Annotated in this window: 26 protein-coding genes; 10 read left to right on the forward strand and 16 right to left on the reverse strand. The window is 72.8% G+C overall.

Features of this window, described 5'->3' with window-relative positions:
- Positions 1–445: 445 nt before the first annotated feature.
- The 8 genes from ADK67_RS44525 to ADK67_RS44560 form a co-directional block, all read right to left on the reverse strand.
- A complete protein-coding gene (locus tag ADK67_RS44525; protein ID WP_053722663.1) occupies positions 446–1,336 on the reverse strand; it encodes a hypothetical protein in 891 nt (296 codons plus the stop codon).
- Positions 1,337–1,705: 369 nt separating this feature from the next.
- Positions 1,706–2,599, reverse strand: coding sequence for a CHAT domain-containing protein (locus ADK67_RS44530; protein ID WP_053722664.1), 894 nt, complete (start codon positions 2,597–2,599; stop codon positions 1,706–1,708).
- A complete protein-coding gene (locus tag ADK67_RS44535) occupies positions 2,596–3,024 on the reverse strand; it encodes a hypothetical protein (protein ID WP_053722665.1) in 429 nt (142 codons plus the stop codon). The genes ADK67_RS44530 and ADK67_RS44535 overlap by 4 nt, the downstream gene beginning before the upstream one ends.
- Positions 3,021–3,560 (reverse strand): RNA polymerase sigma factor, encoded by a 540-nt coding sequence (locus ADK67_RS44540; RefSeq protein ID WP_053722666.1) that lies wholly within the window; start codon positions 3,558–3,560, stop codon positions 3,021–3,023. The genes ADK67_RS44535 and ADK67_RS44540 overlap by 4 nt, the downstream gene beginning before the upstream one ends.
- A gap of 88 nt (positions 3,561–3,648) precedes the next feature.
- Positions 3,649–5,820, reverse strand: coding sequence for an FtsX-like permease family protein (locus ADK67_RS44545; protein WP_053722667.1), 2,172 nt, complete (start codon positions 5,818–5,820; stop codon positions 3,649–3,651).
- Between the two features lie 179 nt (positions 5,821–5,999).
- Positions 6,000–8,300: an FtsX-like permease family protein gene (locus ADK67_RS44550; RefSeq protein WP_053722668.1), complete on the reverse strand. Its 2,301-nt coding sequence runs from the start codon at positions 8,298–8,300 to the stop codon at positions 6,000–6,002.
- The gene (locus ADK67_RS44555; RefSeq protein ID WP_053722702.1) at positions 8,297–8,992 is read right to left on the reverse strand and encodes an ABC transporter ATP-binding protein; all 696 of its coding nucleotides are present in this window, start codon (positions 8,990–8,992) and stop codon (positions 8,297–8,299) included. The genes ADK67_RS44550 and ADK67_RS44555 overlap by 4 nt, the downstream gene beginning before the upstream one ends.
- Before the next feature lie 26 nt (positions 8,993–9,018).
- Positions 9,019–9,543, reverse strand: a complete 525-nt coding sequence (locus ADK67_RS44560; RefSeq protein WP_053722669.1) for a PadR family transcriptional regulator — start codon at positions 9,541–9,543, stop codon at positions 9,019–9,021.
- A 152-nt stretch (positions 9,544–9,695) separates the two neighbouring features.
- On the opposite strand from ADK67_RS44560, the gene ADK67_RS44565 reads away from it, so the two are divergent.
- On the forward strand, positions 9,696–10,232 hold the full coding sequence (locus ADK67_RS44565; protein ID WP_082404772.1) for a CGNR zinc finger domain-containing protein: 537 nt from the start codon (positions 9,696–9,698) through the stop codon (positions 10,230–10,232).
- Between the two features lie 143 nt (positions 10,233–10,375).
- Here ADK67_RS44565 and ADK67_RS44570 read toward each other — a convergent pair whose 3' ends face one another.
- Positions 10,376–11,632, reverse strand: a complete 1,257-nt coding sequence (locus ADK67_RS44570) for a DUF445 domain-containing protein (RefSeq protein ID WP_053722671.1) — start codon at positions 11,630–11,632, stop codon at positions 10,376–10,378.
- 29 nt (positions 11,633–11,661) lie between these two features.
- On the opposite strand from ADK67_RS44570, the gene ADK67_RS44575 reads away from it, so the two are divergent.
- The gene (locus tag ADK67_RS44575) at positions 11,662–12,834 is read left to right on the forward strand and encodes a pyridoxal phosphate-dependent aminotransferase (RefSeq protein ID WP_053722672.1); all 1,173 of its coding nucleotides are present in this window, start codon (positions 11,662–11,664) and stop codon (positions 12,832–12,834) included.
- On the opposite strand, the gene ADK67_RS44580 is transcribed toward ADK67_RS44575, so the two are convergent.
- On the reverse strand, positions 12,814–14,751 hold the full coding sequence (locus ADK67_RS44580; RefSeq protein WP_231648676.1) for an NACHT domain-containing protein: 1,938 nt from the start codon (positions 14,749–14,751) through the stop codon (positions 12,814–12,816). The two genes, ADK67_RS44575 and ADK67_RS44580, sit on opposite strands and share 21 nt — an antisense overlap.
- A gap of 73 nt (positions 14,752–14,824) precedes the next feature.
- Here ADK67_RS44580 and ADK67_RS44585 point away from each other — a divergent pair, with 73 nt between their 5' ends.
- Positions 14,825–15,340, forward strand: a complete 516-nt coding sequence (locus ADK67_RS44585; RefSeq protein WP_082404774.1) for a TFIIB-type zinc ribbon-containing protein — start codon at positions 14,825–14,827, stop codon at positions 15,338–15,340.
- Between the two features lie 118 nt (positions 15,341–15,458).
- Here ADK67_RS44585 and ADK67_RS44590 read toward each other — a convergent pair whose 3' ends face one another.
- Positions 15,459–16,583, reverse strand: coding sequence for a methyltransferase domain-containing protein (locus ADK67_RS44590; RefSeq protein ID WP_053722703.1), 1,125 nt, complete (start codon positions 16,581–16,583; stop codon positions 15,459–15,461).
- Between the two features lie 112 nt (positions 16,584–16,695).
- Between ADK67_RS44590 and ADK67_RS44595 the strand changes: the two genes are divergently transcribed.
- The 5 genes from ADK67_RS44595 (at position 16,696) to ADK67_RS44615 (ending at position 19,473) form a co-directional block, all read left to right on the forward strand.
- Complete coding sequence (locus ADK67_RS44595; protein WP_231648677.1) at positions 16,696–17,148, forward strand: helix-turn-helix domain-containing protein; 453 nt, start codon at positions 16,696–16,698, stop codon at positions 17,146–17,148.
- 5 nt (positions 17,149–17,153) lie between these two features.
- Positions 17,154–17,852, forward strand: a complete 699-nt coding sequence (locus ADK67_RS44600) for a hypothetical protein (protein ID WP_053722704.1) — start codon at positions 17,154–17,156, stop codon at positions 17,850–17,852.
- A gap of 116 nt (positions 17,853–17,968) precedes the next feature.
- Positions 17,969–18,253: a DUF2516 family protein gene (locus ADK67_RS44605; protein ID WP_269436179.1), complete on the forward strand. Its 285-nt coding sequence runs from the start codon at positions 17,969–17,971 to the stop codon at positions 18,251–18,253.
- Positions 18,247–18,909 (forward strand): alpha/beta fold hydrolase, encoded by a 663-nt coding sequence (locus ADK67_RS44610; protein ID WP_053722675.1) that lies wholly within the window; start codon positions 18,247–18,249, stop codon positions 18,907–18,909. Before ADK67_RS44605 ends, ADK67_RS44610 begins: the two co-directional genes overlap by 7 nt.
- A gap of 9 nt (positions 18,910–18,918) precedes the next feature.
- Positions 18,919–19,473, forward strand: coding sequence for a type 1 glutamine amidotransferase domain-containing protein (locus ADK67_RS44615; protein ID WP_053722676.1), 555 nt, complete (start codon positions 18,919–18,921; stop codon positions 19,471–19,473).
- 49 nt (positions 19,474–19,522) lie between these two features.
- Here ADK67_RS44615 and ADK67_RS44620 read toward each other — a convergent pair whose 3' ends face one another.
- Positions 19,523–20,281 (reverse strand): MerR family transcriptional regulator, encoded by a 759-nt coding sequence (locus ADK67_RS44620; RefSeq protein WP_053722677.1) that lies wholly within the window; start codon positions 20,279–20,281, stop codon positions 19,523–19,525.
- Positions 20,282–20,352: 71 nt separating this feature from the next.
- On the opposite strand from ADK67_RS44620, the gene ADK67_RS44625 reads away from it, so the two are divergent.
- On the forward strand, positions 20,353–20,901 hold the full coding sequence (locus ADK67_RS44625; protein WP_053722678.1) for a YbaK/EbsC family protein: 549 nt from the start codon (positions 20,353–20,355) through the stop codon (positions 20,899–20,901).
- On the opposite strand, the gene ADK67_RS44630 is transcribed toward ADK67_RS44625, so the two are convergent.
- The gene (locus ADK67_RS44630) at positions 20,898–21,398 is read right to left on the reverse strand and encodes a TetR/AcrR family transcriptional regulator (RefSeq protein WP_053722679.1); all 501 of its coding nucleotides are present in this window, start codon (positions 21,396–21,398) and stop codon (positions 20,898–20,900) included. The two genes, ADK67_RS44625 and ADK67_RS44630, sit on opposite strands and share 4 nt — an antisense overlap.
- Before the next feature lie 16 nt (positions 21,399–21,414).
- Between ADK67_RS44630 and ADK67_RS44635 the strand changes: the two genes are divergently transcribed.
- On the forward strand, positions 21,415–22,815 hold the full coding sequence (locus ADK67_RS44635) for an amidase (protein WP_197289922.1): 1,401 nt from the start codon (positions 21,415–21,417) through the stop codon (positions 22,813–22,815).
- Here the strand turns inward: ADK67_RS44635 and ADK67_RS44640 are convergent.
- From ADK67_RS44640 to purU, 3 genes are all read right to left on the reverse strand, one after another.
- The gene (locus ADK67_RS44640; protein WP_053722680.1) at positions 22,787–23,854 is read right to left on the reverse strand and encodes an LOG family protein; all 1,068 of its coding nucleotides are present in this window, start codon (positions 23,852–23,854) and stop codon (positions 22,787–22,789) included. The two genes, ADK67_RS44635 and ADK67_RS44640, sit on opposite strands and share 29 nt — an antisense overlap.
- Positions 23,855–24,024: 170 nt before the next feature.
- Positions 24,025–24,939, reverse strand: coding sequence for a hypothetical protein (locus ADK67_RS44645; protein WP_053722681.1), 915 nt, complete (start codon positions 24,937–24,939; stop codon positions 24,025–24,027).
- Positions 24,940–25,037: 98 nt separating this feature from the next.
- On the reverse strand, positions 25,038–25,916 hold the full coding sequence (purU, locus tag ADK67_RS44650; RefSeq protein WP_053722682.1) for a formyltetrahydrofolate deformylase: 879 nt from the start codon (positions 25,914–25,916) through the stop codon (positions 25,038–25,040).
- Positions 25,917–25,925 lie beyond the last annotated feature (9 nt).

The raw sequence follows: 25,925 nt of genomic DNA on the forward strand, positions 1-25,925 counted from the left end.
GGCGTGGGGTGGGGATGGTTGGGCGGTGGTTGGGGTGGGTGCGGGGACGTGGGGGGTGGTTGGCGGGGGTCCTCATGGTTTAACCGAGGGGTGGTAACAGTGTTTCCGTACATTTTCGGGCGATGACCACCCGATCGTGTCAGTCCGGTCGGCCGTCGGGGTCCGGCGCAGCCCCTCGTTGAGCCGGAGCCCGACGGCGTTTCGTGGACCTGCGGCGGGGACGCTCCAGGGATTGGCGTCCCCTGCCGCAGGTTCCCGTGCGGTCCCTTCGCTCGCGGGGGCAGCGCGGCGACGGGACCTTGCCCGTCCTGCCAGGGCGCGGTTGGCAGGACGGGAATCCAGGGGTGGTGCGGCGGAAGGCAAAGCACAGCGAGGTGATGTGAGAAATGACTGGTCAGACGGTGTGTGGTCACGCGTGCTCAGGGCACACGGGTCCCGTCGTACCTCAGTCGGGTGACGTGCTGGGCAGCCCTGGAACGCTGCCCGGGGACCGGCCGTCGTCCCGCCGCTCGGCCGACCAAGCGGCCAGCGGCTTCAGGTTCGACTGACCGGTCAACGACGCGATCACGCCGCCCCGGTGGCCACCGCCGCCGCTGTCCGCGCTGCCCGAGGACGCCGTCGGCGCGCTGGGCGCGGGCGCCTGCTTCGGGGTCGGCGCGGGAGCGCTCGGCTCCGGCACCTCCCACAGCACCTCGGCGTCCGAGGTGACCTGGGAGACGGCCGGTGCCGGCAGGCTGGTCGGTGCGAACAGGACGGTCGCGCGGGCCGGCACGGCGACGGGAACGGGCTGCGGCGCCGGTGCGGACACCTGCACGGCCGCGCGAGCGGCCTTCTCGGCCACCTTCGCCTCGTACAGCGCGGCGGGCATGGTGTTCGACGCCGTGCCCGAGTGGCTGTACCCGCTCGAATAGCCGCCCGAGTAGCTGAGGCCGCCGGTGTCCGAGGACGACGAGGACGACCCGGGAGTCGGGTACGGCTCCTGGTAGCGGTCGGCTTCCGGTTCCGCCGGGTCGGACGTCACGGCGAGCGGGCGGGAGGCGACGGTGGCGTAGTCGACCGCGAACAGCTCCGCCCCGCCGACCGACGGTGACTCGTACGGCTGGGGCGCGACCCCGACGCTCGCGTACGGCGCCACGTCGGCAGGCACGGCCTCGGCGAGCAGGTCGGCCGCTGCCGTCTGCTCGCCGAGCGCCACGGTCACCGGGTCGGCCACGTTCACCGAGTCGAGGGACTTCGCCACCTCGTCCGAGTGGTCTTCGTCGGCTCCCGCGACCCCGGCGCACACGAACCACGCCGCCGCCGCGAACCCGCTGACCGCGAGCGTCCGGAGCAGCACCGATCCACCCCGGCGCACCGCGTTGGGAGCTGCCACTGTGGATCACCACCGTTCCGGGTGAGGCGAACGGGACGGACCGTTCGAGGTCGACGTTCTGCTATGTCTAGCACTGGGAACCGCATTTTCGAACGTTCTGGCGCCGAACCCACTCGGAAGGGCGGTGCGGTGCGGCTGTCCGTGTTCGTCCACCCGTCCGTGAACACAGTCCGTCGTGTCCACCTGATGGTGTGATGGCGCTAATTGTCCCTTGTGGACGCCTGCCCGTGTCCGGTGTGGACCGCCGCTGGACGCCTGACCGGCGGCTTCGGTACCCCTGGTCCAAATCACCCACATGGGCGACACTCAAATAGGTGACGAGCGGTCGCACGGTCACCCCGCGCCAACGCAGACGAAGCCCAGGTCACCGTGCCGGACCTGCGCGTCCGCAAGCGCTTGCGCCGGCTGGGCCAGGTTCGCGTGCAGGTCCACCACCAGGTCGACCACCCGGTCGTCCGGCACCTCCCGCACGCTTTCCACGACCACCCGCGCGCCACGCCGCAGAAAGACCCGCGACAAACCCGACCCGCACCCCGAAAGCACCACGACCGAAGGCGCGCGCGCCAAGCCGTCGAGATCGTGCCCGTGCAACGGCCCGTCCTCCAATTGCAGATACGAAAACAATTCGTCTTGCCGCACGCCCAAAGCCGCGATGTGCACGACGTCCGCATCCACCATTTCCCGCAACACATCGTCCACTGTGGACCGGACCAGTCCGCCGTGCGCCCGCCGCAACGTCTCGACCTCCCGACGCGCGTGCGGGCGCGACGGCCCCGCCACCCAGAGGCGGTTCGCCAGTGCCAACGGCCGGGTGGCGGCCCGGAACCAGCAACCCACCGACGGCGCCACCGACACCGCCCGCCCCCGTGCCGACGGCAGCGCGCCCCACGGCACCCGCGCCACCTCGGGACTCGGCACCACCACCAGCGGACGGTCGCCTGCCGGCCGCAGGAGGTAGTCCAACCCGGCCACCGCGTCCGGCGACGGCAGCGAGCGGACGTGCCGCGCCACGGTCCGGGCCTCGCCGAAGTCGTGCAGCCTGACCCGCCGCCCGGCGACGGACACGCCGACCAACCGCTCCCGGTGGCTGATGAAGACCAGCAGCGCCCGGTCGCCCAACGCGTCCACCACGTCGTTCAGCGGCACGGCCGGTCGCCCCACCGCCGCCGAGCGCGACAGCGCGCGGACCTCCCGCTCCAGCCTCGCCATCCGGTCCCGGTCGATCATGCGACGAACCACGGCGTGACGTGATCGCGGCCCGACGCGTCCGCGCCGCGCAGCACGAACCTGACCGGTCCGAACGGCACCCGTTCGACGTGGAACCGGCCCGCCGCCACCGCCGCCGTCACCTGACCGCCCGGCCACCGGGCGACCACGGACGTCCCGGCCCGAGCGGGCCCGGTGACCTCCCAGCCGCCGACGACCGGGTCGAACCGAAGGTCGAGCCCGGTGAACGCCAACTCCCGCGGGCGACCGGGAGCGTGGACCGAGTCGGACAGCAACCGCATGGTGATCATGTCGGAGGAGGAACGTTCGACCAGGGCGGACCGCGCCCGAACGGCCACGGACTCCGGCGTCGGGTCGAGGTCGTCCACCAGCAGCGCGAGGGCGTCGAGCAGGGCACGGTCCGACGCCACCTTGAGCCCGATCATCGGCCCACCTCGACGCCGAGACGGCGGCGCAGCACGGCCAGGCACCGGCCGCGGGTGGCGCCGAGGCTGTTGACCGGGATGCCGACCGCCTCGGCGACCTGCGTGAACGACAGTTCCGGCGCGAACGCGGCCAGCCGCAGGATCTCCCGGCAGCGGTCGGTCAACGTCGCGTACGCGCGCCACAGCCCGGCGTCACGGGCCAGCGCGCGTTCCTCCGGCGTCGGCCCGTCGTCGGCCGCTTCCCACAGGTCGAGCGGCACCTCCCGGCCGCGCAGCCGCAGCACGGTCAGCGTCTCGCGCCGGGTGGTCGTGACCAGCCACGCGCCCAGCCGCTCGGGGCGTCGGATGCGGGACAGGTTCTCGGCCAGCGCGAGCCAGGTGGCCTGGCAGACGTCGGCCGCGTCCTCCCGGCTCAGCCGGTGCGACCGCGGCACGGCCCACACCAGGCGCGCGTACCGGCGGACGATCTCGTGCCACGCGGCGGTGTCGCCGCGGTCGGCGTCGATGAGCAGCTCAGTGTTGTCCCGATCTCGCATGCTCCTTGAGAGCACCCGTTCTGACCTGGGGATACCGGTGCCGCACGATGGTGTGGACGGCGGAACCGGCGATCGTTCCCGTGCGTCGCTACTCGGTTCGCAGGCTGGCCGGGCGGATCGCCGAGCGCAGTGCGGGCAACGTGCACAGCGACACCACGAGCACGACGACCGCCGCGGCGGCGACCGTGGTGGCGATCTCGGTCCAGTCGACCCGGAACCGCCCGGACGGCGCGACGAGCCACGCCGTGCCGAGCCCGATCGGGATCGCCAGGCCGATGCCGACGGCCGCGGGTATCGCCGACTGCCACAGCGCGGACACCGCGAGGACCTTCGGCGGCACGCCGTTCGCGGCCAGCACCGCGGTGGGGCGGCGGCGTTCCCAGACCTGGTCGACGGCCGCCGCCGCGAGGCCGATCACGGCCAGCAGGGTGAGCAGCACCGAGCCGCCGATGACGCCGCTGCGCAGGGACGCGAACAGCTCGACCTGCCCGGCCTCGAACTGGCGGCGCAGCGTGACGCCCCGGTCGGCGCGCCCGGTGGCGGCGAGCAGGCGGTCGCCGAACGACTCGTCCGGGTCGCCGCGCACGACCAGCTCGGTCGGCGGCACGGAGGCCAGCACGGGATCGGCGCCGCCCGCCACGACCAGCCCCCACAGGTCGCCGTTCGCCTTCTTGTGCTGCGGCACGACCCAGTCCTGCCCGTTGATCTTGAGCTTGGTGCCGGGGGCCGGCGCCGAACCGACCAGGTACGCGGAGCCGTTCACGCAGTCGTCGACGTCGAGGCGTTCGGCGATCTCGACGCAGTCGGTGCTGGTGACGAGGCCGCCGCGGAAGGGGTGCACCCGGACCTCGCTGACCTGGCGCACGCCACCGACCAGCGCGATCGCCTCTTCCAGCGACCGGACCTCGGCGCGCGGCGGCAGGTCGAGCACCCAGCGGTCCGGGGTGTCGGACGGTGGCGCGGCGGTGAACTGGGCCGCCACGCCCAGCAGCACCTGCAACGTCAACGAGCCCGTCAACACGACGACGACACCGGACAGCACGCGTGGTGTGCCCGCGTCGAAGCGGAGGGTCCGCAGGGCGAGCAGCGGCGCGATGCCGTCCGGTTCGAGGCGGTGGGCGACCTTGCCGACCAGCCACGGCAGCACCGCGCCCGTGCCCGCGAGGACCAGCGCGATGCCGAGGCCGAGCCCGACGGCCAGCCGCGCGTCGGCCATGACCTGCCAGTAGCCGCCGATCGCCGAGATCACCACGATCAGCGCCGCACCCGCGCCGATCAGCCCGAACCGCCACCCCGCCCGGTGCCGGGGCAGTTCGACGGCGCGGGACAGACCGAGCGGGCCGACGTCCTCCGTGCGCAGGGCGAGCAGCGCCGACAGGACGGCGACCACCGGCACGCCCAACGCGATCAGCGCGCCGAGCAGCGGGTCGGGCAGCAGGTCGGTCGGGAAGAAGCCGACGCCCTCGACCTCGATGAACCGGGCGAGGGGCCGTGCGGCGAAGAACAGCGCCACGCCGACGAACAGCCCGAGCACCGCCCCGGTCAGCGTCTCGCCGCTGGCGATCCAGCGGATCTGGGTGCGGGACGCGCCGACCAGCCGGATCGCGGCCAGCCGCTGCGCCCGGCCGGTCGCGCCGAGGCGGGTGGCGACCAGGACGAAGATGCCGAGCGGCACGAGCAGGGCGCTGATCGCGGCGACCATCAGCAGCCGGTAGATCGGCAGCAGGGTGGCCGGCGGCCGGCCGCTGCCGAAGCCCGCGGCGGGGTGGGCGCTGTCGTGGTGGGCTTCGGGCAGGCCCGCGTAGAAGATCAGGGACTTCGGCCGGGGCAGGCCCGCGTCGGCGATCACGCCGATCACGCTCTCCGGGAACCGGGCGCGGACCGAGTCCTCGGTGCGCATCAGGTCGAGCAGTTCGGGTGAGACGACCAGCTCGCCCGGGCCCGGGATGCGGCCGACGCCGGGCGGCGCGGGCGCGTCGGGCGCGGTGGCGGCGAGTTCCACGCCGGTGATGAGCCGCCCTTGCCAGGAAACGCTGACGTGGCGGGCTTTCAGCTTCGCGTCGCCCGGCGTCGAGTCGACCGACGCGGCCTGGACGCGATGCGACTTGGCCTCCCGCGCCGGGCCGATCGAGGCGGCCAGCAGCAGCACGGTGACGCCGAGGCCGACGCCCGCGGCGGTGAGCGCCAACCTGGCCCAGGACGTCCGGCTGCCCCCGACGGCCAGCCGGATGCCGAGGACCAGGTCGTCGGCCCACCTCATCGGAGCACGCCCTGGGCGTTCCGGCCGCCCGCGCGGGCGACGTGGTGGGGATCGTGTGGAAGTGGGGTCACATCTACTCAGACGTCTCGGAGTGCTCGGACGTGGCTTCGGCGTGCCGAGTGAGATGACGTCGCCGACCCCGGCATGGGTGGCCGGGGGCGGCGACGTCCGCCTCGGACCTACTCGGAACGCAGGCCGAGGGCGCCGGTGGCCCGTCGCAGGGACGGCAGCGACAGCAGCGTCACGACCACGACCATCAGGGCCGCCGCGCCGCTGAGCACCCCGATGCCCGCCCAGTCGAGCACGATCGGCTGGGAGATGATCCGCAGCAGCAGGGCCGCCAGACCGCCGCCGACACCCACGGCCACGACCAGCGCCAGCAGCAGCGGCACGGCGTTCTGCCAGAGCAGGGAGCGGCCCAGCGCGCCACGCGGCACGCCGCTCGCCGCCAGCACGGCCAGTGGCCGCCTGCGTTCGCGGACCTGCTCCAGGGCCAGCACGAGCAGGCTCGCGCCCGCCAGCAGCAACGTGATCAGCGAACCGGCCAGCAGCGCCTGCCGGATGCTCTGGAACTCCTTCACCCGGTCGGCCACGTCGACCTCGCCGAAGTACGCCGTGTGGGCGCGCCACGTCAGCGGGGCGAGTGCGTTGCGGACGTGCTCGGCGATGTCCGGCCGGTCCGGGTCCACCTTCACGTGCACGCTGGAGCTGTCGAGGTCGACGGGCAGGTCCCGCGCCGCCGCCGGGGTGACCAGCAGGCCCGTCCGGAACAGGGACGTGTCGTCGTCGGGCGGCGGGACGTCGGTGAACGCCGGCACCGTCCACTGTGGATGGCCCTGGCCCTCCTCCGCGGAGTTCAGCAGCACCGAGATCTGTTGGCCTGCTTCGAGTTTCGCGTCGTCGGAACGGCGCGGCCCGGCGGCGAGGTAGAAGACGTTGCCGTCCTGGCAGTTCGGCAGCACCGCCAGCGTCCGGAACGCGTCACAGGTGCCGACCGTCGCCATGTGGTACTCGTCATCGCCCGCCCTGAGGGTCACGCCCCGCATCGGGTGCACCTCGCGCACGCCGGCCGTCCGTGCCAGCAGGGCGGCGATCTGCTCGGCCTCCTGGGGCGACGAGTCCTGCAGCCCGACCACGATCCGGCCCTTGTCCGCCTCCGGCGTCGGCCGGTCCACGATCCTGGTCTCCGCGCTGGCCATCACCGACTGCAAGGCGATCCCGCCCGCCAGGACCACGGCCACACCGCCGACGACGCGCGCCGCCGTGCCGCTCTCCAGCTGGAGCCTGCGGATCGCCAGCTGCCACGACGGCGCGCCGCCGCGCAGCCTGCCGACCGAGCGCTCGACCACCCACGGCAGCAGCACCGGGATGCCCAGCAGGAGCAGGATGATCCCGCCGATCACGATCTTGTCGGACCCCTGGACCTGCTCGCCGCCGAACGCGCCCGCCTGGGTGAGCAGCGCCAGCGCGCCGAGCACGATCGGCACCACGCGCCACCACAGCACCCGCCGCACCGGCTTCGTCCGGCGCACCACGCCCAGCGGCTCGACCACCGTGCGGCGCATCGCGACCACCGACGTGACCACGGCCAGGACCGGCACCAGCACCACGATCAGCACCGCCGACGTCAGCGACGGGGTCAGGTCGCTGACGAACACGCTGATCCCCAGCAGCGCGATCTCCTCGACGAACAGGCGTGCGCCGAAGAACAGCGCCGCGCCGACGACCAGGCCGACGGACGCGCCGAGCAGCGCCTCGCCCGCCGCGATCCGGCGCACGCGCTGCGCACCCGCGCCGACCAGCCGCAACGCCGCCAGCCTCCGGTCCCGCTCGGCGCCCGCCAACCGGGTGCTGACGCCCACGAACACCAGCACCGGGAACAGCAGCGCGACCGACCCCACCATGATCAGCAGGAGCAGCACGGGTTCGAGGACGCGCTCGCTCACCTGGCCGCCGTAGCTCGTGATCGCGTTGAGGCCGTCCTCGGCCAGGGTCGCGTCACCGGCGTAGAACACCAGGTCGTTCGGCGCGTTCAGGCCGGCCTGGCCGATGGTGCCGATCACGCGCTGCGGGAACCGCTCCCGGAGCAGCCCGCCTTCCGGTGACGCCAGGAGTTCCGCCAACGCGGGCGACAGGAAGACCTCGCCGTCGCCGGGCACCCTCGACAGGCCCGGTGGCACCGGCGCGTCCGGTCCCGTGCCGCGGACGAACCGCCCGACGATCGACTGGCCGCGGTAGTCGCTGTCCCAGAACATCGCGTAGAGCACGTCGCCCGACGGCGTCTCCGAGAGGACCGGTTCGGCCGCGGCCTGGCGCTCGGCGCGTTCGGACAGCACGGTCGTCGCCGACGACGCGGCCAGCAGCACGGCCACCCCGATGCCGATGCCCGCGCCGGTCAGCGCGAGCCGCACCCAGGACGTGCGCCCGCCGCCCAGCGCCAGCCGGACGCCGAGCGCGAGGTCGGAGAACCACAGCCTCACGTGACCGGCTCCATCTCGCGGGACTTGCCGTCGCGCACCACGACCTCGCGGTCGGAGTAGGCGGCCACCCGCGGCTCGTGCGTCACCAGCACCACCGCCGCGTTGGTCTCCTTCGCCGCCGTCACCAGCAGCTGCATCACGCGTTCGCCGTTGAGCGAGTCGAGCGCGCCCGTCGGCTCGTCGGCGAACACCACGCGCGGTCCCGTGACGAGGGCGCGGGCGACGGCGACCCGCTGGCCCTGGCCGCCGGACGTCTCGCCGGGGCGCTTGTCCGCGACGTCGGCGACCTCCAGCCGCTCCAGCCACTCGCGGGCGCGCGACTCGGCTTCCTTGCGCTTCACCGAACCGAGCCGCAGCGGCAGCGCCACGTTCTCCAGGCAGCTCAGCTCCGGCACCAGCTGGCCGAACTGGAACACGAAGCCGAAGTCGGTGCGCCGCAACTCGCTGCGCGCGCCGTCGCCCATCGCGCTGAGCTCCACGTCGCGGTAGCGCACGGTGCCCTTGTCGGGCGTGAGGATGCCGGCCAGGCAGTGCAGCAGGGTGGACTTGCCGGAGCCGGACGGACCCATCACGGCCACCACCTCCCCCGCGCGCACGCCCAGGCCGGCGCCGTCCAGCGCGGGCGTGGGGCCGAACGACTTGTGCAGGTCGACGGCTTCCAGCAGGACCCTGGTCTGGTCCGGGCCGCTCATCGGGCCGCTGGTCATCGGGTCGCCGCTCACTTGGTCACCGCCGTCTTGAGCTTGCCGAGGCGCGCGGCGGTGAGCTCCAGCCAGCGCAGGTCGGCTTCGAGGTGGAACAGGGCGTGGTCGCAGATCAGCTGGTCGGCGAGGTCGCCGTCGGCCTTGCGCTTGGTCAGGTCGCGCATCATGGTCAGGTGGGCGGCGCGCTGGACGTCGAGCACGTCGTCCGCGCGGCGACCGGACAGCAGGGCCAGCACGACCTTCGTGTAGAGCGTGTTCTGCAGGTACGGCTCCGGCTTCTCCGGCGTGGCGAGCCAGTGCTCCACGTCGGTCACGCCCGCGTCCGTGATCGCGTACCGCTTGCGTTCCGGGCCGTCGCCGGCTTCGACGCCCGCCTCCTCGACCAGGCCGTTGCGGAGCAGGCGCGAGAGCGTGGTGTACACCTGCCCGTAGTGCAGCGGCCGGTCTTGGCCGAAGCGCTCGTCGTAGGCCTTCTTCAGGTCGTAGCCGTGCCGCGGGCCCTTTTCGAGCAGTCCCAGCAGGGTGTGTCCGATCGACATGCCGGGCACTATACACACGGGGTATACACACGGTTCATAGCCCGATCGGCGCAGCAAGGCCGCTGGTCCGACCGGGCAGGGGGAGTAACCGATCGTGCTGGTTTGACGGTTACTTCGCCACATCGTGAGGCTCCGACGCCTACAGTGGAGGGGTGACTGGTCTGGCGGCCGGCTGGGACCACGCGGCTTTCACGCAGGGTCGAGCCGGCGATGCGGAACACGATGTGGAGCTGCTGCTCGCTTTCCTGAACACCCGAGACCTCGAACTCGGCACGGACGTCCTGGACAGCGCCGCCGCCTGGCGGGCGTGGGTCACCGAACGCGGCCTGGGCCGGGAGGGTGATCCGCACGAGGTCCGCGCCGTCCGCGCCTCGCTGCGGGCCTCGCTGGGTGAACGGCACGACGGACCCGATCCGACCCCGGTCGCCGGTCTGATCCGCGTCGACCTCAGCCACGGCGTGCCGACCATGTCCAGCACCGACGCGCTCGGCGCGGTGCTCGGCGCGGCGGCACGGCTGGCCGTGCTCGGGTCGTGGGAGCGGTTCAAGATCTGCCAGGCGGACGACTGCCGGTGGGCGTTCTTCGACCGCTCGCGCAACCGCTCGCGCACCTGGTGCTCGATGCAGACGTGCGGCAACCGGGAGAAGGCGCGCAACTGGCGGGAACGGCGCGCCCTGAGCGTGACCTGAACGCGGAACTCGGGGTGCCCGAGCGTTCGACACGCGCGACCTGAGCGTTCGACACGCGCGAGAGTCCTACGTTCGCGCCGCGCGTGTCCTACGTCCAGAACGCGCGTGTCCTACGTTCAGGCACCCCGAGTTCAACGCTCAGGTCACGTCACGAGTTGGCTGACGGTGTAGATCGCCAAGCCCGCGAGCGCGCCCACGACCGTGCCGTTGATGCGGATGAACTGGAGGTCGCGACCGACCTGCAGCTCGATCTTGCGCGACGTCTCCTCGGCGTCCCAGCGCTCCACGGTGTCGGTGATCAGCGTGGTGATCTCGTCGCGGTAGTTGGTCACCACGTACCCCGCCGCGCCCTCGAGCCACCCGTCGACCTTCTCGCGCATCGACTCGTCGTCCACCATCCGGCGGCCGAACGACATCAACCCCTCGCGCACCCGCTTGCGCAGCTCCGACGACGGGTCCTCGGCCGCGTCGAGCAGCATCTTCTTCGCCGTGCCCCAAGCCGACCCGATGAGCCGCTGCACGTCCGGGTGCGTCACGAGCTGCTGCTTGACCTGCTCGGCCCGCTGCATGGTCGCCGGGTCGGTGCGCAGGTCGGCCGCGAACTCGATCAGGAACTGGTCCACCGCCAGCCGCATCGGGTGGTTGACGTCGGTCTTCACCGCCCACGCGAAGTTCAGCAGCTCGGTGTAGACCTTGTCGCCGAGCAGCGAGTCGACGAACTTCGGCGACCACGTCGGCGCCCGGTCCGACACCACGTTCATGACCTTGTCGTAGTTGTCCCGCACCCAGTCGTACGCCCGGTCGCACACCAGGTCGACGAGCTTGTGGTGGGCGCCGTCGGTGAGCACCTGGCCGAGCAGCTTGCCCAGCGGCGGGCCCCACGGCTGGTCGACCAACCGCCGCACCAGCGCCTGCTCCACCACGGCCTGCACGTCGTCGTCACGCAGCACGGTGACCGCGCCCTTCACGACGTTGGCCAGCTCCGACGTCACCCGCTCGGCGTGCTCGGGCCGCGCGACCCACTCGCCGAGCCGCCGTCCGATGCCCGCCCGGCGCAGCTTGTCCCGCACCACCGCCTCGGACAGGAAGTTCGTCCCGACGAACGACCCCAGCGCGTCGCCGAAGCTGTCCTTGCGGGTCGGGATGATCGCCGTGTGCGGGATCGGCAGGCCCAGCGGCCGGCGGAACAGCGCGGTCACGGCGAACCAGTCGGCCAGCGCGCCGACCATGCCCGCCTCGGCCGCCGCGCGGACGTAGCCGAGCCACGCCGGGCCGCCGTCCTCGAACAGCAGGGCCACGACGAAGATCGCGGTCGCGGCCAGGAAGAAGCCGGTCGCCACGAGCTTCATCCGGCGCAGGCCCTGGCGCTTGAGCTGGTCAGCGGGGGTCAGTTGCTCCACGCCGCCATTGTCCGTGAAGATTCGGCGTTGTGCGGGCACCAGCGCTAGTCACCAGGATGAGGCCGTTCACCTCGACGATCTTCGCCGAGATGACGGCGTTGGCCACGCGCACCGGGGCGGTGAACCTCGGGCAGGGCTTCCCGGACACCGACGGACCGGCCCGGATGCTGGAGGTCGCCAAGGCCTCCATCGACGGCGGCCTCAACCAGTACCCGCCCGGACCGGGCATGCCGGACCTGCGGCAGGCGATCTCCGAGCACCGGGCGCGCTACGGCACGCAGTACGACCCCGACACCGAGATCCTGGTGACGGTCGGCGCCACGGAGGCCATCGCGGCCGCGTTGCTGGCGCTGGTGGAGCCCGGTGACGAGGTCGTGCTCATCGAGCCCTACTACGACTCCTACGCGGCGTCCGTGGCGCTGGCGGGCGCGACCCGGCGCACGGTGGGGCTGGTCGAGGAGCCGGGCACGGGGCGGCTCGGGCTCGACGTCGACGCGCTGCGCGCCGCCATCGGCCCGAAGACCAGGGCGTTGCTGCTCAACTCGCCGCACAACCCGACCGGGACGGTGTTCAACTACGTGGAGCTGGCCGCCGTCGCCGCGCTCTGCGTCGAGCACGACCTCGTGGCCATCACCGACGAGGTGTACGAGCACCTGGTGTTCGACGGCCTCGCGCACGTGCCGCTGGCCACGTTCCCCGGCATGGCCGAGCGGACCGTCACGATCTCCGGCGCGGGCAAGACGTTCAACTGCACGGGCTGGAAGATCGGCTGGGCGTGCGGTCCAGCCGAGCTGGTCGGCGCGGTGCGCGCGGCCAAGCAGTTCCTGACGTTCGTCGGCGGCGCGCCGTTCCAGCCGGCCGTGGCGCACGCGCTGCGGCACGAGCTGGAGTGGGTCGAGGGCCTGCGCACGTCGCTGCAGGACAAGCGGTCGCGGCTGTCGGACGGCCTGGCCGACGCCGGGTTCGCGGTGCGGCCGAGCGAGGGCACGTACTTCATCACCGCGGACGTCCGGCCGCTCGGCTTCACCGACGGCGCGCAGCTGTGCCGTGAGCTGCCGGAGCGGATCGGTGTGGCGGCCGTGCCGGTGCAGGTGTTCACCGACCACCCGGACGAGTGGCGGCACCTCGTGCGGTTCGCGTTCTGCAAGCGCGACGAGGTGCTGGACGAGGCGATCAAGCGGCTACGCGAGCTCGGCGTCTGACGTGACCCGGGACGGGCGCGCGCCCGCCAGCCGGTCCTGCACCAGCGCGTGCCGGAACTGGTAGGCGGCGCCCGCCTGCCGCAGCACGCCGAGCTTGCGCGCGTCCTCCAGGAACAGCATCAGCTCCCACGGCAGCTTGCCGCGCGTGGCCAGCCAGATCCGCGCCACGGTGAACCACCACCAGCGCAGGTGCAGCACGGACAGCGTGAAGCCGAGCATCAGCCCGCACGCCAGGCCGAGCCCGACCATGCCCGTCTGGGTCGGCCCGAACACCAGCCCGGCCGCCGCGCCGAACACCACGGCCAGCACCAGCGACCCGGTCCACACCGCGACCCGGTCCCGCGCCATCGTCCACTTCGGACTGGACGGGTGGCTCAGCTCGGCGGTGCTGCCCAACCCGAACCGCAGCGCCACCGCCACCGCGATGCCGAGGCCGACGACCAGGCCCGCGGACAGCCCGTACAGCGCGCCGAACACCAGGCCCGCCGCCGTGCCGAGGACGCCGCTGACCACGAGGAGGCTGCGCCACACGCCCAACCGGGGTTTCACCACGCGGTGCCCCGACGCGTACAGCGCGGCCACCGCGACCGCGAGCCCGGCGGCCAGGCCGGTGATCGGCGCCAGCTCCGGCGTGCTCGCGTAGGCCATCAGCCAGGCGACGCCGAAGCCGCCGATCAGGCCGAGCGTGACCGCGCCGAGCAGCGCCAGCCACGTGCTGCCGACCGAACGGCGCAGGTCCCACCAGCCCAGCTCGCGCACGCCGCGCCGGCGCATCTCGCCGGCCAGGAACGCGAGCCAGCGCGCCGCCTTGTCCTTGGCCCAGACCTGGCTGGCCTTGACCTGGTGCGCCACCCCGCGGTCGCCGAACGCGCCGTCGACGAGCAGGTCGGCCAGGTGGTTCTCGATGGCGGCGCGGTCGGGGAACCGGCCGCGGTCCAGCAGCTCGCTCGGCTCGCCGTACCCGTAGCCGACGCCCGCCAGCCACACCGCCAGCGGCGTGGACAGCGCGTCGGCCAGCCGTCCCTCCGGCTCGGCGCGCAGGTGCAGGAAGATCGGCTCCCAGCGGGCCGCGGTCACCGGGTCCGACACCGACCGCAGGTAGCCCGCGACCTCCTCCAGGTCCAACGGCTGCAACCGCAGGACCTGCGCGCCGGCCACCGCGCCGGCCACGTCGGCGAACTCGTCGGCCCGGCAGGTCAGCACGAGCGGGTGCGAGCCGGGGAACGCGCGGTTGATCCGGTCGAGCGCGTCGGCGCGCTGCTCGGGCGGGATCTGGTCCAGGCCGTCGAGCACCGGGAACACGCGGCGCTGCTCGACCAGGAGGTCGCCGGCGTAGCTGCCGTACAGCTCGGTGTTGCGCAGCGCCGGGTGGTCCTCGTACAGCCGCCGGGTCATCCAGGTGCGGACGTCCTCCGCCTCCGGGCGCCACGTGGACAGCGGCAGCAGGAACGGCACCGGGCCGTCCACGTGGCGGTCGAGCAGGCCGATCGTGAGCAGCATCGCCGTCGTGCTCTTGCCCGCGCCGGGCTCGCCGAGGAACACCATGCGGTGGTTGCGCTGGAACGCGCGGACGACCGCGTCGCTGTGGCCGGGTTCGCCCTGAGTGGCGCTCCAGTGCAGGTCGAGGAGGTGGTCCTCCAGGCCGCGGGCACGGCACTCCTCGTTCCACTGCGCGTGCAGGGCGCGGGCCAGGGCGCTCGTGGCGGCGTCGAGGTTGTCGTCGGTGGCCAGGCCCGCGGCGCGCCTGCGGTGCAGCCACGGGTCCAGCGCCGCGAGCAGCGCGAGGAAGCCGAGGGCGAGGCCGGTCAGCCACAGGTCGGGGTCGATGCCGTAGTCGGTGACGAACAGGCCGGCCGCGGCGAGCACGGCGGCCAGCACGCACCCCGTGAGCACGGCCCGCTGGCGGAATCTGGACACCAACGCATCATGACTGACCGGTCACGGATGGTGGTGACGCGGTGACCCTTGTGTCGTGCGTACCCTCGAAGGCGTGATCTGCCCGAAATGCCAGGACCTCATGCGGACCATCAGCCGTGGCTCCGTGCACATCGAGCAGTGCGAGAACTGCAAGGGCGTGTTCCTGGACGGCGGCGAGTTGGAACAGATCATCGCCGCGGAGCGTGCGCACTACGCGCAGCCGTACCGGCCGGAGGGCGTGCCCGTGGCGGTGCCGGTGTCCGTTCCGGTGCCGGTGCCCGCCGCCGGGCCGACGGCGCTCGTGCCGGTCGAGGGCACGTTGCCCGCGGACGGCGCCGTGCCGGTCGAGGGTGAGCAGTCGCCCGTGCCGCCCGCCGACGTTCCGCCGGCCGCGGTGCCGCCCGCGCCCGCAGCCGGTCCGCCCCCGCCCTACCAGCCGCCTCCCGGCACGCAGACCGGTCCGCCGCCCCCGTACCAGCCGCCGCCCGGCACCGCGCCGCCGCCGGCCGCCTACCCGGGCGGGTACTACGCGCCGCAGCCGCACTACCCGCGGCGCAAGCGCAGCTTCCTGGAGGAACTGCTCGACTGAACGGCCGCCGGCGCGTTCCGAGCGTTGAACTCGGGTGTTCCGAACGTAGGACACGCGCGTTCTGGACGTAGGACACGCGCGACGGGAACGTAGGACTCTCGCGGGCTGGGCGTAGGACTCACGGGAGCGGCCAGGTCAGGGTGGTGCCGTCCAGGGCGAAGTGCTGCCCGGTCGGTGTCGCGGTGAACGTGAACTGGTGGCGGCGGGGTTTGCCCAGCGCGCGCCACTGGCGGTGAGCGGCCTCGGCGACGTCCCACAGCGCGCGCGGACCGCCCTGGTCGACGACCGCGCCGCGGTGCCGGACCCACGAGCCGTCGGGATGCACGAGCCGGATCGGGTCGGCCGCCACCGCCACCTCGGCCAGCGCGAGACCGGCGAAGAACTCGAAGGCGCTGGCCGGGTCCAGCACGGCGCGCGAGGCCAGCAGGGTCGTGCGGGACGTCGTCGGCTCCGCGGTCAGGGCCTCCAGCAGCGCCTCGTCGGCCCACGCCTGCCGGTGCGCGCGCAGCGGCATGAACCGGCCGTCCTCCAGCAGCACGCGCCCGGTGGCCTGCCCGTCGCGCACGGTCAGCCGCACGAGACCGGCGCCGATGGCCCGGTTGAATGTGGTCACGATCAGCCCGCCGGGCGCGGTCTGCTCCAGCCACGCCTCAGGGATGCGCGACACGGCGCACGTGCCGAGGATCCGGTCGTAAGGAGCGCGCGGCGCGTGCCCCTGCTCGCCGTCGCCCAGCACGCACGTCGGGTGGTAGCCGGCGGCGGACAGCCGGGCCTCGGCCCGCACCAGCACGCCGGGGTCGACGTCGATCGTGGTCACCCGGGAGTCGCCGAGCACGTGGCAGAGCAGGGCGGCGTTGTAACCGGTGCCGGTGCCGATCTCCAGCACGCGGTCGCCCGGCTCGACGGCCAGGGCCTCCAGCATGATCGCCATGATCGTGGGCATGCTCGACGAACTCGTGGGTATCCCCGTCACGGCACCGGTGGTGAGTGCTTGCTCCCACGCGCGGTCGTCGTTGTCGAGCTGGGTCACGCAGACGTCGTTGCGGTAGACCAGCGCGAGGTGGTCCGGGTGCTCGGCGGTCACCGGCTCCCAGGCGCCGTCGGGGCGCTGGACGAAGAACCCCGGGAGGAACGCGTGCCTCGGGACCTGGCGAAACGCGTCCGCCCACCGCAGGTCGCGCAGCACGTCGGAGGCCAGCAGCGAGTCGGCCAGCTGTGCTCGCAGGTTCGCCGCAACGTCCACGGGCTCCACCGTAGCGCTGTGGGCGAGCACACGTCCCGATCGCTAGCAGAGCGCTTGCAGGAGCTAGCACCTCCGCGTACCGTCGGAAGCGGATCGAGGAGGTGCCGCGAAGTTGGACAAGTCCATCGACGAGGCGGTGGCCGATCTCGGCCGCGACATCGGCGAGTACATCCGCCAGCAGCGCAACACGGCGAAGATCTCGTTGCGGCAGCTGGCCAAGCTCGCCGGGGTGTCCAACCCGTACCTGAGCCAGATCGAACGCGGTCTGCGCAAGCCGAGCGCGGAGATCCTGCAGCAGATCGCCAAAGGGCTGAGAATCTCGGCGGAGGCGCTGTACGTCGAGGCCGGGTTCCTGGAGCAGCGCGAGGGTGGCGCCCTGGCGGACGCCATCATCACCGCCCCCGACCTGACCGAGCGGCAGAAACAGGTGTTGCTCGACGTCTACGAGTCGTTCCGGCGGGAGAACACCACCGGCGGAGCCGGTAGTCGGACGACCGCCGGCGGAGCCGGCAACCAGACCACCGTCGACCAGAACAAGCCGGATCGAACCCGGCCAGAGGAGTGATCTCCATGCCGAACCTGCCCACCACCGAGGAACTGCGCAAGGCGGGCGAGCAGGCCGTCGCCGCCGCCCGCACGCCGCTGCTGGCCGCCCTGGGCGCCGGTGACCTGGCCGCCAAGGCGGTCATCGAGGCGCTGAACAAGGCCCGCGAGCGCGCCGAGTCGGCGAAGACCGCGGCCGAGTCCGCCGACCTGAAGAAGGACCTGCGCGACCGGCTCGACCCGGCCGAGCTGCGCAAGGTCGTCGACGCCTACACGCAGTCCGCGCTGAACCTCTACCAGTTTTTCGCCCAGCACGGCGAGGAGGCGCTGGAGAAGCTGAAGACCCAGCCGGGCCTGCAGAAGGCGCTGCACCAGGTCGAGGAGGCCGTCGGCACCGCGCAGAAGCGCACCGAGGCCGCCGCCGCGGACGCCCGCGTGCTGGCCGACGACGTGCTCGGCAAGGTGTCCCGCCGCACCCGCGCGGTCGGCGAGAAGGTCGCCGACGACCTGGACGACGCGAGCGAGAAGCTGGCCGAGACCGTGGTCGAGGTCGGCGGTGACGTCGCCGCCGAGGTGCGCGACACCACCCGCAAGGCCGCGCCGCGCAAGCCCGCCGCGACGAAGCCGGTCGCGGCGACGAAGCCCGCGACCAAGACCACGGGCACGACCAAGGCCACCGGCGCCCGCTCGACCACGGCGAAGAAGCCGACCGACAGCGCCAAGTGACCCGACCGTGACGGGGCGTCCCACCAGGGGCGCCCCGTTTCGGCTGTACCGCGAGCACGCCGCGCACGTACGCTGGAGGTGTGTTGCCACCGTTCCCAGACTTCAGTCCCCTCTACCTGGACGCCTGGGTCATGTTCGCGGCGTACTACGCCGCGCTGGTCATGGGCGTGTTCGCGTTCGCGCACGCGCTCTCGCAGCGGGCGGACGCCTACACGGCGGCCGAGCGCATGACCAAGCCCGCGTGGCTCGGCATCAGCGGCGGTGGCGCGTTCGCGCTGCTGCTCTTCCACCCGTTCTCCGCCGGCGGCATGTTCTGGCTCGCCGGGCTGGTCGCGGTCACGGTGTACGTGGTCGACGTCCGGCCCCGGCTGATCGAGGTCCAGCGCGGCCCGCGGTGGTGACGCACCGGAGCTTCGGCTCCGGCGCGCCCGTCACGCTCGTCGGCCACGGCCTGGGCGCGACACCCGGCGAAGCCCGCCTGCCCACGTCCGGGCTGCCGGGCACGAAAGTCGTGGTCACCCTCCCCTCGCACGGCGACGAGCCGGACGCGCCCGAGGGCTACTGGACCTACCGGCGCATCGCCGCCGACCTGCGTGCCGCCGCACGGGAGACCGGCGCGACCCGGGCGGTCGGCGTGTCGTTGACGGCGGGCGCGCTGCTGGCCCTGCTCGCCGGCGAACCCGACGCGTTCGAGCGCGTGGCCCTGCTGCTGCCCGCCGTGCTGGACGAGCCGAGGCGCCTGCTCGGCCGCGAGGAGGCGATCGCCGCCGTCGGCGGGCCACCCGACTACCAGGCGGAACGGCGGCGGGCGTTCGCGCGGCTCGACGGCGCGCTCACCGAGCTGCCCGGCCAGGTCGCGGTCACCGACCGTGCGGCATTGGCCCAGGTCACGGCCCCGGTGCTGGTGATCGGCGCGACGGACGACCCGCTGCACCCGGAGGACGTGGCCAAGCAGGTGGCCGCCGCGTTCCCGAACGGCAGGCTGGAGCTGGTGCCCTCGTGGTTGACCCATCGCGGTGACGTCCGCGGGTGGTTGGTCGACTTCCTGCGCGGGTAGCCGAACCGCATGGCCGAACAGAAGAGGATCGCTTTCCTGGTCGACACGGAGGGCATCGAGCAGGTCGAGCTGACCGACCCCTGGCAGCACGTGGACAAGGCAGGCGCGGTGCCGAGGCTGCTCGCGCCGAAGCTGGGAACGGTGCAGGCGTACGACCACCTCAAGCCCGCCGACACGTTCGACGTGGACGTGCCGTTCGCGCACGCGGACCCCATGGACTACGACGCCGTGGTGATCCCGGGTGGCGTGGCCAACGCCGACTTCCTGCGGATGGACCGCGACGCCGTGAAGTTCGTCAAGCAGCACATCGCCGCGGGCAAGCCGGTCGCGGCGATCTGCCACGGGCCGTGGCTGCTGGTGGAGGCGGACGTGGTCCGCGGCAAGGAGCTGACTTCGTTCCCGAGCCTGGCCACCGACATCCGCAACGCGGGCGGCGACTGGTCGGACGAGGAGGTGCGGGTCTGCCACCAGGCCGGGTGGACCCTGGTCACCAGCCGCAAGCCCGACGACCTGCCCGCGTTCAACCGCGAGGCGCTCAAGGCCTTCGGTCTCCAGGACATCTGACCGCGTTCCGGACCGGGTCCACGGGGATGTGCACCTCCCCGTGGACGTACTAGAGCCTGGCCGCCGCGTACGCCGCGATCGCGTCGCGGACGTACTCGGCGAAGCCCTCGGCGTGCGCGTCGAACTGGACCTTGAAGTCCGGCGCGTCCACGTACAGCTCACCGAGCCCGGTGTAGGACTCCCGGTTCGGCGTCCAGCTGCGGCAGACCCACCGGTAGTGCCGGTCGGTCACGTCCAGCGCGCGCGGCGAGTCGGCCGCGACACCGGCGTCGAACAGCTCGGCGTAGGCCTGGCGGAGGGTGTTCCACTCGGCCATGAAGCCGTCGGCGTCGGCCTTGGTCCAGCCCTTCATCCGGCGCTTGCCCTCGTCGATGTGCTCCTGCGCCTGGTCGCCGTAGCGCTCCACCAGCTCCGCCTCGTAGCGGGCCTGGCGGTCGGCGTCGAAGCCGTCGAACAGCTCTTCCATCTTCACTTCGTCACCCCCTTCCAGTTCCTCGATCGTGCGGGAGACGGTCCGGGCCAGCTTCGCCAGCCGTTCCTGCTCGGCGGCCAGCCACCGCGCGTGGTTGCGCAGCACGTCGACCGTCCGGTGCCGCCCGTCCAGGACCTCGGCCACGGTGTCGAGGCCGAGTCCCAGGTCGCGCAGCAGCAGGATCCGCTGGAGCTTGAGCAGCTGCTCGCGCTCGTAGTACCGGTAGCCGTTGCCGCCGATCCACGCCGGTTCGAGCAGGCCGATCGCGTCGTAGTGCCGCAACGTCCGCGAAGTCACCTTCGACATGCGCGCGACCTGTGCGATCGACCAGGCCATTCCCGTGCTCCCTCCCTGTGCCGACCACGTTAGGGGTTGACGTAACGTCAACGTCAAGGGCAGCCGGCAGGATGGTCGGTGTGTGGACCATCGCAGGAACCCTGACCCCCTTGCCGGTGCTCGACCGGCTCGACCTGGTCGCGGACCCGGTCGCCGCGGCGCTGCGGTCGATGGCGGACGGCGCGCGGCTCGCGGTCGCGGAGATCGACCCGACGTTGGCGGACACGGCCGAGTTCTGCGCGCACTACGGCTCGCCGTTGGCGGCGTCGGCGAACTGCGTCGTCGTCGCGGGCAAGCGCGGCGACACCGTCCGGTACGCGGCGTGCGTCGTGCTGGCGACCACGCGCGCGGACGTGAACGGCGTCGTCCGGCGGCGGCTGGACGCGCGCAAGGCGTCGTTCGCGCCGATGGACGACGCGGTGTCGCTCAGCGGCATGGAGTACGGCGGCATCACGCCGATCGGCCTGCCCGAGGACTGGCCCGTGCTGCTGTCGCCGGAGGTGGCGGCGGCGTCGGAACTGGTCATCGGCAGCGGCATCCGGGGCAGCAAGATCCTCGTGCCGGGCGAGGTGCTGGCGAAGCTGCCGAACGCCGAGGTCGTCGAGGGCTTGGCCCGCTAGGTCGCGAGCTGCCGGTCGAGCACCTCGCGCGCCTGGTCGTGCGTGAGGTGCCCGATGAGCACGTGCGTGGTGAGGCCGTCGGCCAGCGCCAGCACCGTGCGCGCTCGCGCGCGGTCGCCCAGGAGCCTGGTGAACATGTCCTCCAGGTCGGCGTAGCTCGCGCGCAGGACGGGCGCGAGCGCCGGGCTGACGGCCGCCTGCGCGACGAACGCGAGCCACACCCTGGCTTCGGCGCGCTCGGGCAGCGCGACGGCGCGTGCCGCCTCGACCGCGGTGCCGCCCGCCCGGCCCAGGATGCGCCTGCCGACCTCTTCCAGCGCGAACCGCAGCATCTCGTCCTTGGTGCGGAAGCACCGCTGCACCGCGCCCATCGAGACGTCCGCGCGCGCCGCGACGTCCCTCAGCGTCACGCCTTCGAGGCCGCGTTCGTCGGCGAGCAGGAACACCGCGTCGGTGATCTGCCTGCGCCGGGATTCGTATTCGACCTGCTTGGGCACCTGTGGATACTATCCGATGCACTTGCATCGGAACGGGGGCGTCATGTGGGAGTGGACGGCGGCGGAGCAGGCCGCCGCGGTGCGATCGGGCCGCGTCACGGCGGTCGAGCTGGTGGAGAGCCACCTGGCGCGCATCGAGGCGGTGAACCCGGTGGTCAACGCGATCACGCGGCTGCTGGCCGAGCAGGCGTTGGCCGAGGCGGCGGAGGTCGACCGGGGCGGTGCGCGCGGGCCGTTGGCCGGGGTGCCGTTCACGGTGAAGGAGAGCATCGCGATCGGCGGCGTGCCGACGACCCACGGCGCGGTGCGGTTCAAGGACTTCGTGACGCCGCTGGACGCGCCGCCGGTGGCCCGGCTGCGGGCGGCGGGCGCGATCCCCATCGGGCACGCGAACATGCCGACGCTCACGTTGGCCGGCATGCACACGCGCAGCGAGCTGTTCGGCGACACGGTCAACCCGTGGGACCCGACCGTCACGCCCGGCGGCTCCAGCGGTGGTGACGGGGTGGCGGTGGCCACCGGGATGGCGGGGTTGGGGCTGGGCAACGACTCCGGCGGCTCGGTGCGCATCCCGGCGGCGTTCTGCGGCGTGGCCGGGTTGAAGCCGACCTACGGGCGGTTCCCGGCCGACCACCGGCTCGGTCCGGACGACCCGCCGCTGGGCGCGCAGCTGTTCGTCGTGGACGGGCCGCTCGCCCGGACCGTCGGGGACCTGCGGCTCGCGTTCGAGGCGTTGGCGGGCACGTCGCCGCGCGACCCGCGGGCGGTGCCCGTGCCGTTGACCGGGCCGCCGGTGCCGCGTCGGGTCGCCGTGGTCGCCGATCCCGGCGGGACGGGTGTCGACCCGGTGGTGCGGGCCGCGGTCGAGGACGCCGCCGGCGTGCTGTCGGACGCCGGGTACGAGGTGGTCGAGGCGGACGTGCCGGTGCTGGACGAGGCGCTGTCGGCGTACGGGGCCATGCTGATGACCGAGTTCACGCCGAGCTGGCCGGTGGTGCGCACCCTGCTCGGCGCGGAAGGCCACCGGTACATCGAGCTGTCGATGGCGAAGGCCGGGCCGGTCGACGTCGCCGAGTACCTGCGGCTCACCGGCGTGCTGCTGGGCGTGAAGCGGGCGTGGGCGGAGTTCCTGGGCCGGTTCCCGCTGGTGCTCGGGCCGGTGTTCACCGCGCGTCCGCCCGAGCCGGGGCTGGAGTCGCGTTCGCGCGAGGGGCACGACCTGGTGACCGGCGCGATGCGGCTGTGCACCGCGACGAGCTTCGCGGGCCTGCCGGCGGTGGCCGTGCCGACCGGGGTGGTCGACGGGCTGCCGGTCGGCGTGCAGCTGATCGGGCGGGCCTACCGCGAGGACGTGTGCCTGGACGCGGCCGAGGTGGTGGAGCGGGTGATCACGCCGCGTACTCCCGGAGGAAGCTGACGGCCTCGTCGGCGTCGTCCGTGACGAGGATCCAGCGCTCGGCCTCCCGGCCACGGGCGAGGCGTTGCACCAGTGGTGCGGCCGGCACCTCGTCGACCCAGAAGTCCCGGCCCAGGAACACCATCGGCGCGGCCGGGCCGACCGAGCCGTAGTGGTTCTGGCAGTAGTCCTGGAAGACCTCCTGCACGGTGCCCGCGCTGCCCGGCGTGTAGATGATGCCGCCGGTGGCGACGGTGAGCAGGCCCTCCTCGCGGACCGAGTTGGCGAAGTACTTGGCGTGCAGCTCGCACGCCGGGTTCGGCGGCTCGTGGCCGTAGAACCACGTCGGGATGCCGATCGTGCGCGGCCGGTCGGAGGTGGGCAGGTCGGTGGGGCACGCGGCGATCCAGCGGCCGATGGACTCGGCGTCGCCGCCGAAGCCCGGAGCCTTCGCCAGGTCCTTCAACGTCGGCTCGTCCACGCCGATCCGCACGCCCAGCGGCACGGCCTCCATCACGCCAGGGCCGCCGCCGGTCAGCACGGTGAACCCGGCCTCGCCGAGCGCCGCGCCCAGCCGCACGGCACGCCGGTAGCCGTCCGTGTCGCGGCCGAGCGCGTGCCCGCCCATCACGGCGACCGGACGTGCGGACAGCGCGTCGTCCAACGCCTCGGTGATCGCGTGGTCGTGCAGGCGTTCGGCGAGCGCGTGCAGCGGGTCGGGGTTGTGGCCCTGGGCGCGGGTGTGCTGGTAGATCAGGGCGTCCGGGGTGTCGGCGTAGGACAGCGGGTCGTCCGGGTCGAACCCGGCGAACAGCTCGGCCGGCGTGTAGAGCCGCGACCGGTACACGTCGTACGGCAGGTCCGGGATCGTCGGGAACACCAGCGCGCCGGCCGCCGCCGCACGTCGTTGGCCGAGCGGCGAGAGCGTGCAGCCGAGGAACAGCGCGCCGTCCATCGGCACGCGCAGCTCCTCTTCGCTCAGGTCGAGCCCGACGAGGACGGCGTGCCTCAGCTCGGCCGCCGCGCGGACCTGGTCGAGGTCGGTGTACTCGGTGCGCACCGGCGCAGCCTACGGCCGAGCGTTGAACACGGGGTGCGCGAACGTTCGACACGCGGCACCTGAGCGTTCGACACGCGCGACGCGAACGTAGGACTCTCGCGAGAGTCCTACGTTCAGGACGCGAGAGTCCTACGTTCGGGAGCGGTGAGTTCGACGTTCGGGACGTGAGGTCAGCCGAAGAACAGGGACTTCGGGCCCGTCGGGAAACCGAGCGCGGTCACGTCGCGGACGTCGTCGGTGATCACGGCGGACTTGCCCGTGCAGCCCGGCTCGGACCACAGCTTCACCGAACCGCCGGGCGCGATCGACAGGAAGTCGCCCCGCACGTCCTGGCAGCCCGGCCCGGTGACGCCGGTGGCGAAGTTGGTGCCGCTGAAGTCGTCGAAGTTCTTGCCGGAGAACAGGGTCGCGGACGTGGCAGGCGGCACGGCGGGGCCTGCCGGCGCGGGCGGCGTGGTGGTGGCGACGGGCGTGCCCGCCTTCTGGCCGTTCGGCGTCACGCCGAACCACGTGCCGCCGACGCCCTGGCCGAGCGTGTCACCGGGCTTGACGTCCTTGCTGAACAGGTAGACCGGCCAACCGCCGACGGTGAGCTGCGTCCGACCGTCGGCGCGCTTGACGAAACCGACGTCCCGCTTCGCGATGCCCGCGATGAACACCTTGCCGCCCTTGGCGATGGTGACCGGCGGCCACGTCTGCGCGCACTCGCCGTCGCACGTGGACTCGGACGGGTTCGCGGTGTCCTTGTCGAAGCGGTAGAGCGTCATTCCCGCGCCGTTTACCACAACGGGGTTCAACGCGCCGGCGGACGTGGCGCGCAACTGCACCCACTTGTCCTTCACCTCGCGCGGCGCGGATTTCGGCGCGAGGTCGCCGGTGTTCGGATCGGCTTTGTTGGACCGCGCCGTCCCGGCGAGGAACGACACCCCGGCCGGGTCAGAACCGGCCGACTCCTGCTGAACCCGCTGGTCGACGGGCTGCGCCTGGGGTGCCGGTTGGGCCGAGCCGTCGACACCGCAGGCCGACAGGGCCAGGGCACCCAACGCGATGAGGGCGGCAAAGGGCGCGACATGCTTGCGCAGCATGGAATTCTCCGAATGGTGAGGGTTTCATCGCCGAGTGGCCGACACCCAGGACACGTGCGGACCGCCGGAGCGGTTCAACCCGATTCGGAGAAAATTTCTCAGAAGATGACGGTCTGGTTCCCGTGCACCAGCACGCGGTCCTCCAAGTGCCACCGCAGACCGCGCGCCAGCACGACCTTCTCGATGTCACGCCCCTTGCGCACCATGTCGTTGATGGAGTCGGTGTGGTCCACCCGGATCACGTCCTGCTCCACGATCGGACCCTGGTCGAGGTCCGCGGTCACGTAGTGGCACGTCGCGCCGACCAGCTTCACGCCCCGGCTGTGCGCCTGGTGGTACGGCCGCGCGCCGATGAACGACGGCAGGAAGCTGTGGTGGATGTTCAACGCCCGCCCGGCCCAGTCCGCGCACAGCTCCGCGGGCAGGATCTGCATGAACCGCGCCAGCACCACCGCGTGCGGCCGGTGCCCGTCGACGAGCTGCCGCAGCTGCGCGAACGCCGCCGCCTTGCCCTCCGGGTCGTTCGCCGGGAACGGCACGTGGTGGAACGGGATGCCGTGCGCCCTGGTGATCCCGGCCAGGTCGGCGTGGTTGCCGATGACCGCGGACACGTCGACGTCCAGCTCCTGCGACGCCACCCGGCCGAGCAGGTCGTACAGGCAGTGCCCCTCCTTGGACACCAGGATCACCACCCGCCTGCGCTCGCCGGAGTCGGCGACCCGCCACGAGCCGGGGTGCGCGCCCAGGTCACGGGCCACCTCCGCGAACCGGGCCCGCAGCTCGTCCACGTCGAACGGCAGCGAGTCGGCCCGGACCTCCTGGCGGGTGAAGAACCAGTTGGTGGTCGGGTCGGTGTGGTAGGCCGCTTCGACGATCCAGCCGCCGTGCTCGGCCAGGAACGAGGAGATCCGGGCCACGATGCCGGTGCGGTCGGGGCAGCCGAAGGTGATCACGTAGCGTCGTTCAGGCAGAGGCACGACCGGAAG

Source organism: Saccharothrix sp. NRRL B-16348 (genome assembly GCF_001280085.1).
Classification (GTDB): domain Bacteria; phylum Actinomycetota; class Actinomycetes; order Mycobacteriales; family Pseudonocardiaceae; genus Actinosynnema.

What these genes read in the sequence shown, in the direction of transcription:
- ADK67_RS44530 (WP_053722664.1), bottom strand. Translation starts at nt 2,599, where the DNA reads ATGATCGACCGGGACCGGATGGCGAGGCTGGAGCGGGAGGTCCGCGCG.
- ADK67_RS44535 (WP_053722665.1), bottom strand. Translation starts at nt 3,024, where the DNA reads ATGATCGGGCTCAAGGTGGCGTCGGACCGTGCCCTGCTCGACGCCCTC.
- ADK67_RS44540 (WP_053722666.1), bottom strand. Translation starts at nt 3,560, where the DNA reads ATGCGAGATCGGGACAACACTGAGCTGCTCATCGACGCCGACCGCGGC.
- ADK67_RS44545 (WP_053722667.1), bottom strand. Translation starts at nt 5,820, where the DNA reads ATGAGGTGGGCCGACGACCTGGTCCTCGGCATCCGGCTGGCCGTCGGG.
- ADK67_RS44555 (WP_053722702.1), bottom strand. Translation starts at nt 8,992, where the DNA reads ATGAGCGGCCCGGACCAGACCAGGGTCCTGCTGGAAGCCGTCGACCTG.
- ADK67_RS44560 (WP_053722669.1), bottom strand. Translation starts at nt 9,543, where the DNA reads ATGTCGATCGGACACACCCTGCTGGGACTGCTCGAAAAGGGCCCGCGG.
- ADK67_RS44600 (WP_053722704.1), top strand. Translation starts at nt 17,154, where the DNA reads ATGCCGAACCTGCCCACCACCGAGGAACTGCGCAAGGCGGGCGAGCAG.
- ADK67_RS44615 (WP_053722676.1), top strand. Translation starts at nt 18,919, where the DNA reads ATGGCCGAACAGAAGAGGATCGCTTTCCTGGTCGACACGGAGGGCATC.
- ADK67_RS44620 (WP_053722677.1), bottom strand. Translation starts at nt 20,281, where the DNA reads ATGGCCTGGTCGATCGCACAGGTCGCGCGCATGTCGAAGGTGACTTCG.
- ADK67_RS44625 (WP_053722678.1), top strand. Translation starts at nt 20,353, where the DNA reads ATGGTCGGTGTGTGGACCATCGCAGGAACCCTGACCCCCTTGCCGGTG.
- ADK67_RS44635 (WP_197289922.1), top strand. Translation starts at nt 21,415, where the DNA reads ATGCACTTGCATCGGAACGGGGGCGTCATGTGGGAGTGGACGGCGGCG.
- ADK67_RS44645 (WP_053722681.1), bottom strand. Translation starts at nt 24,939, where the DNA reads ATGCTGCGCAAGCATGTCGCGCCCTTTGCCGCCCTCATCGCGTTGGGT.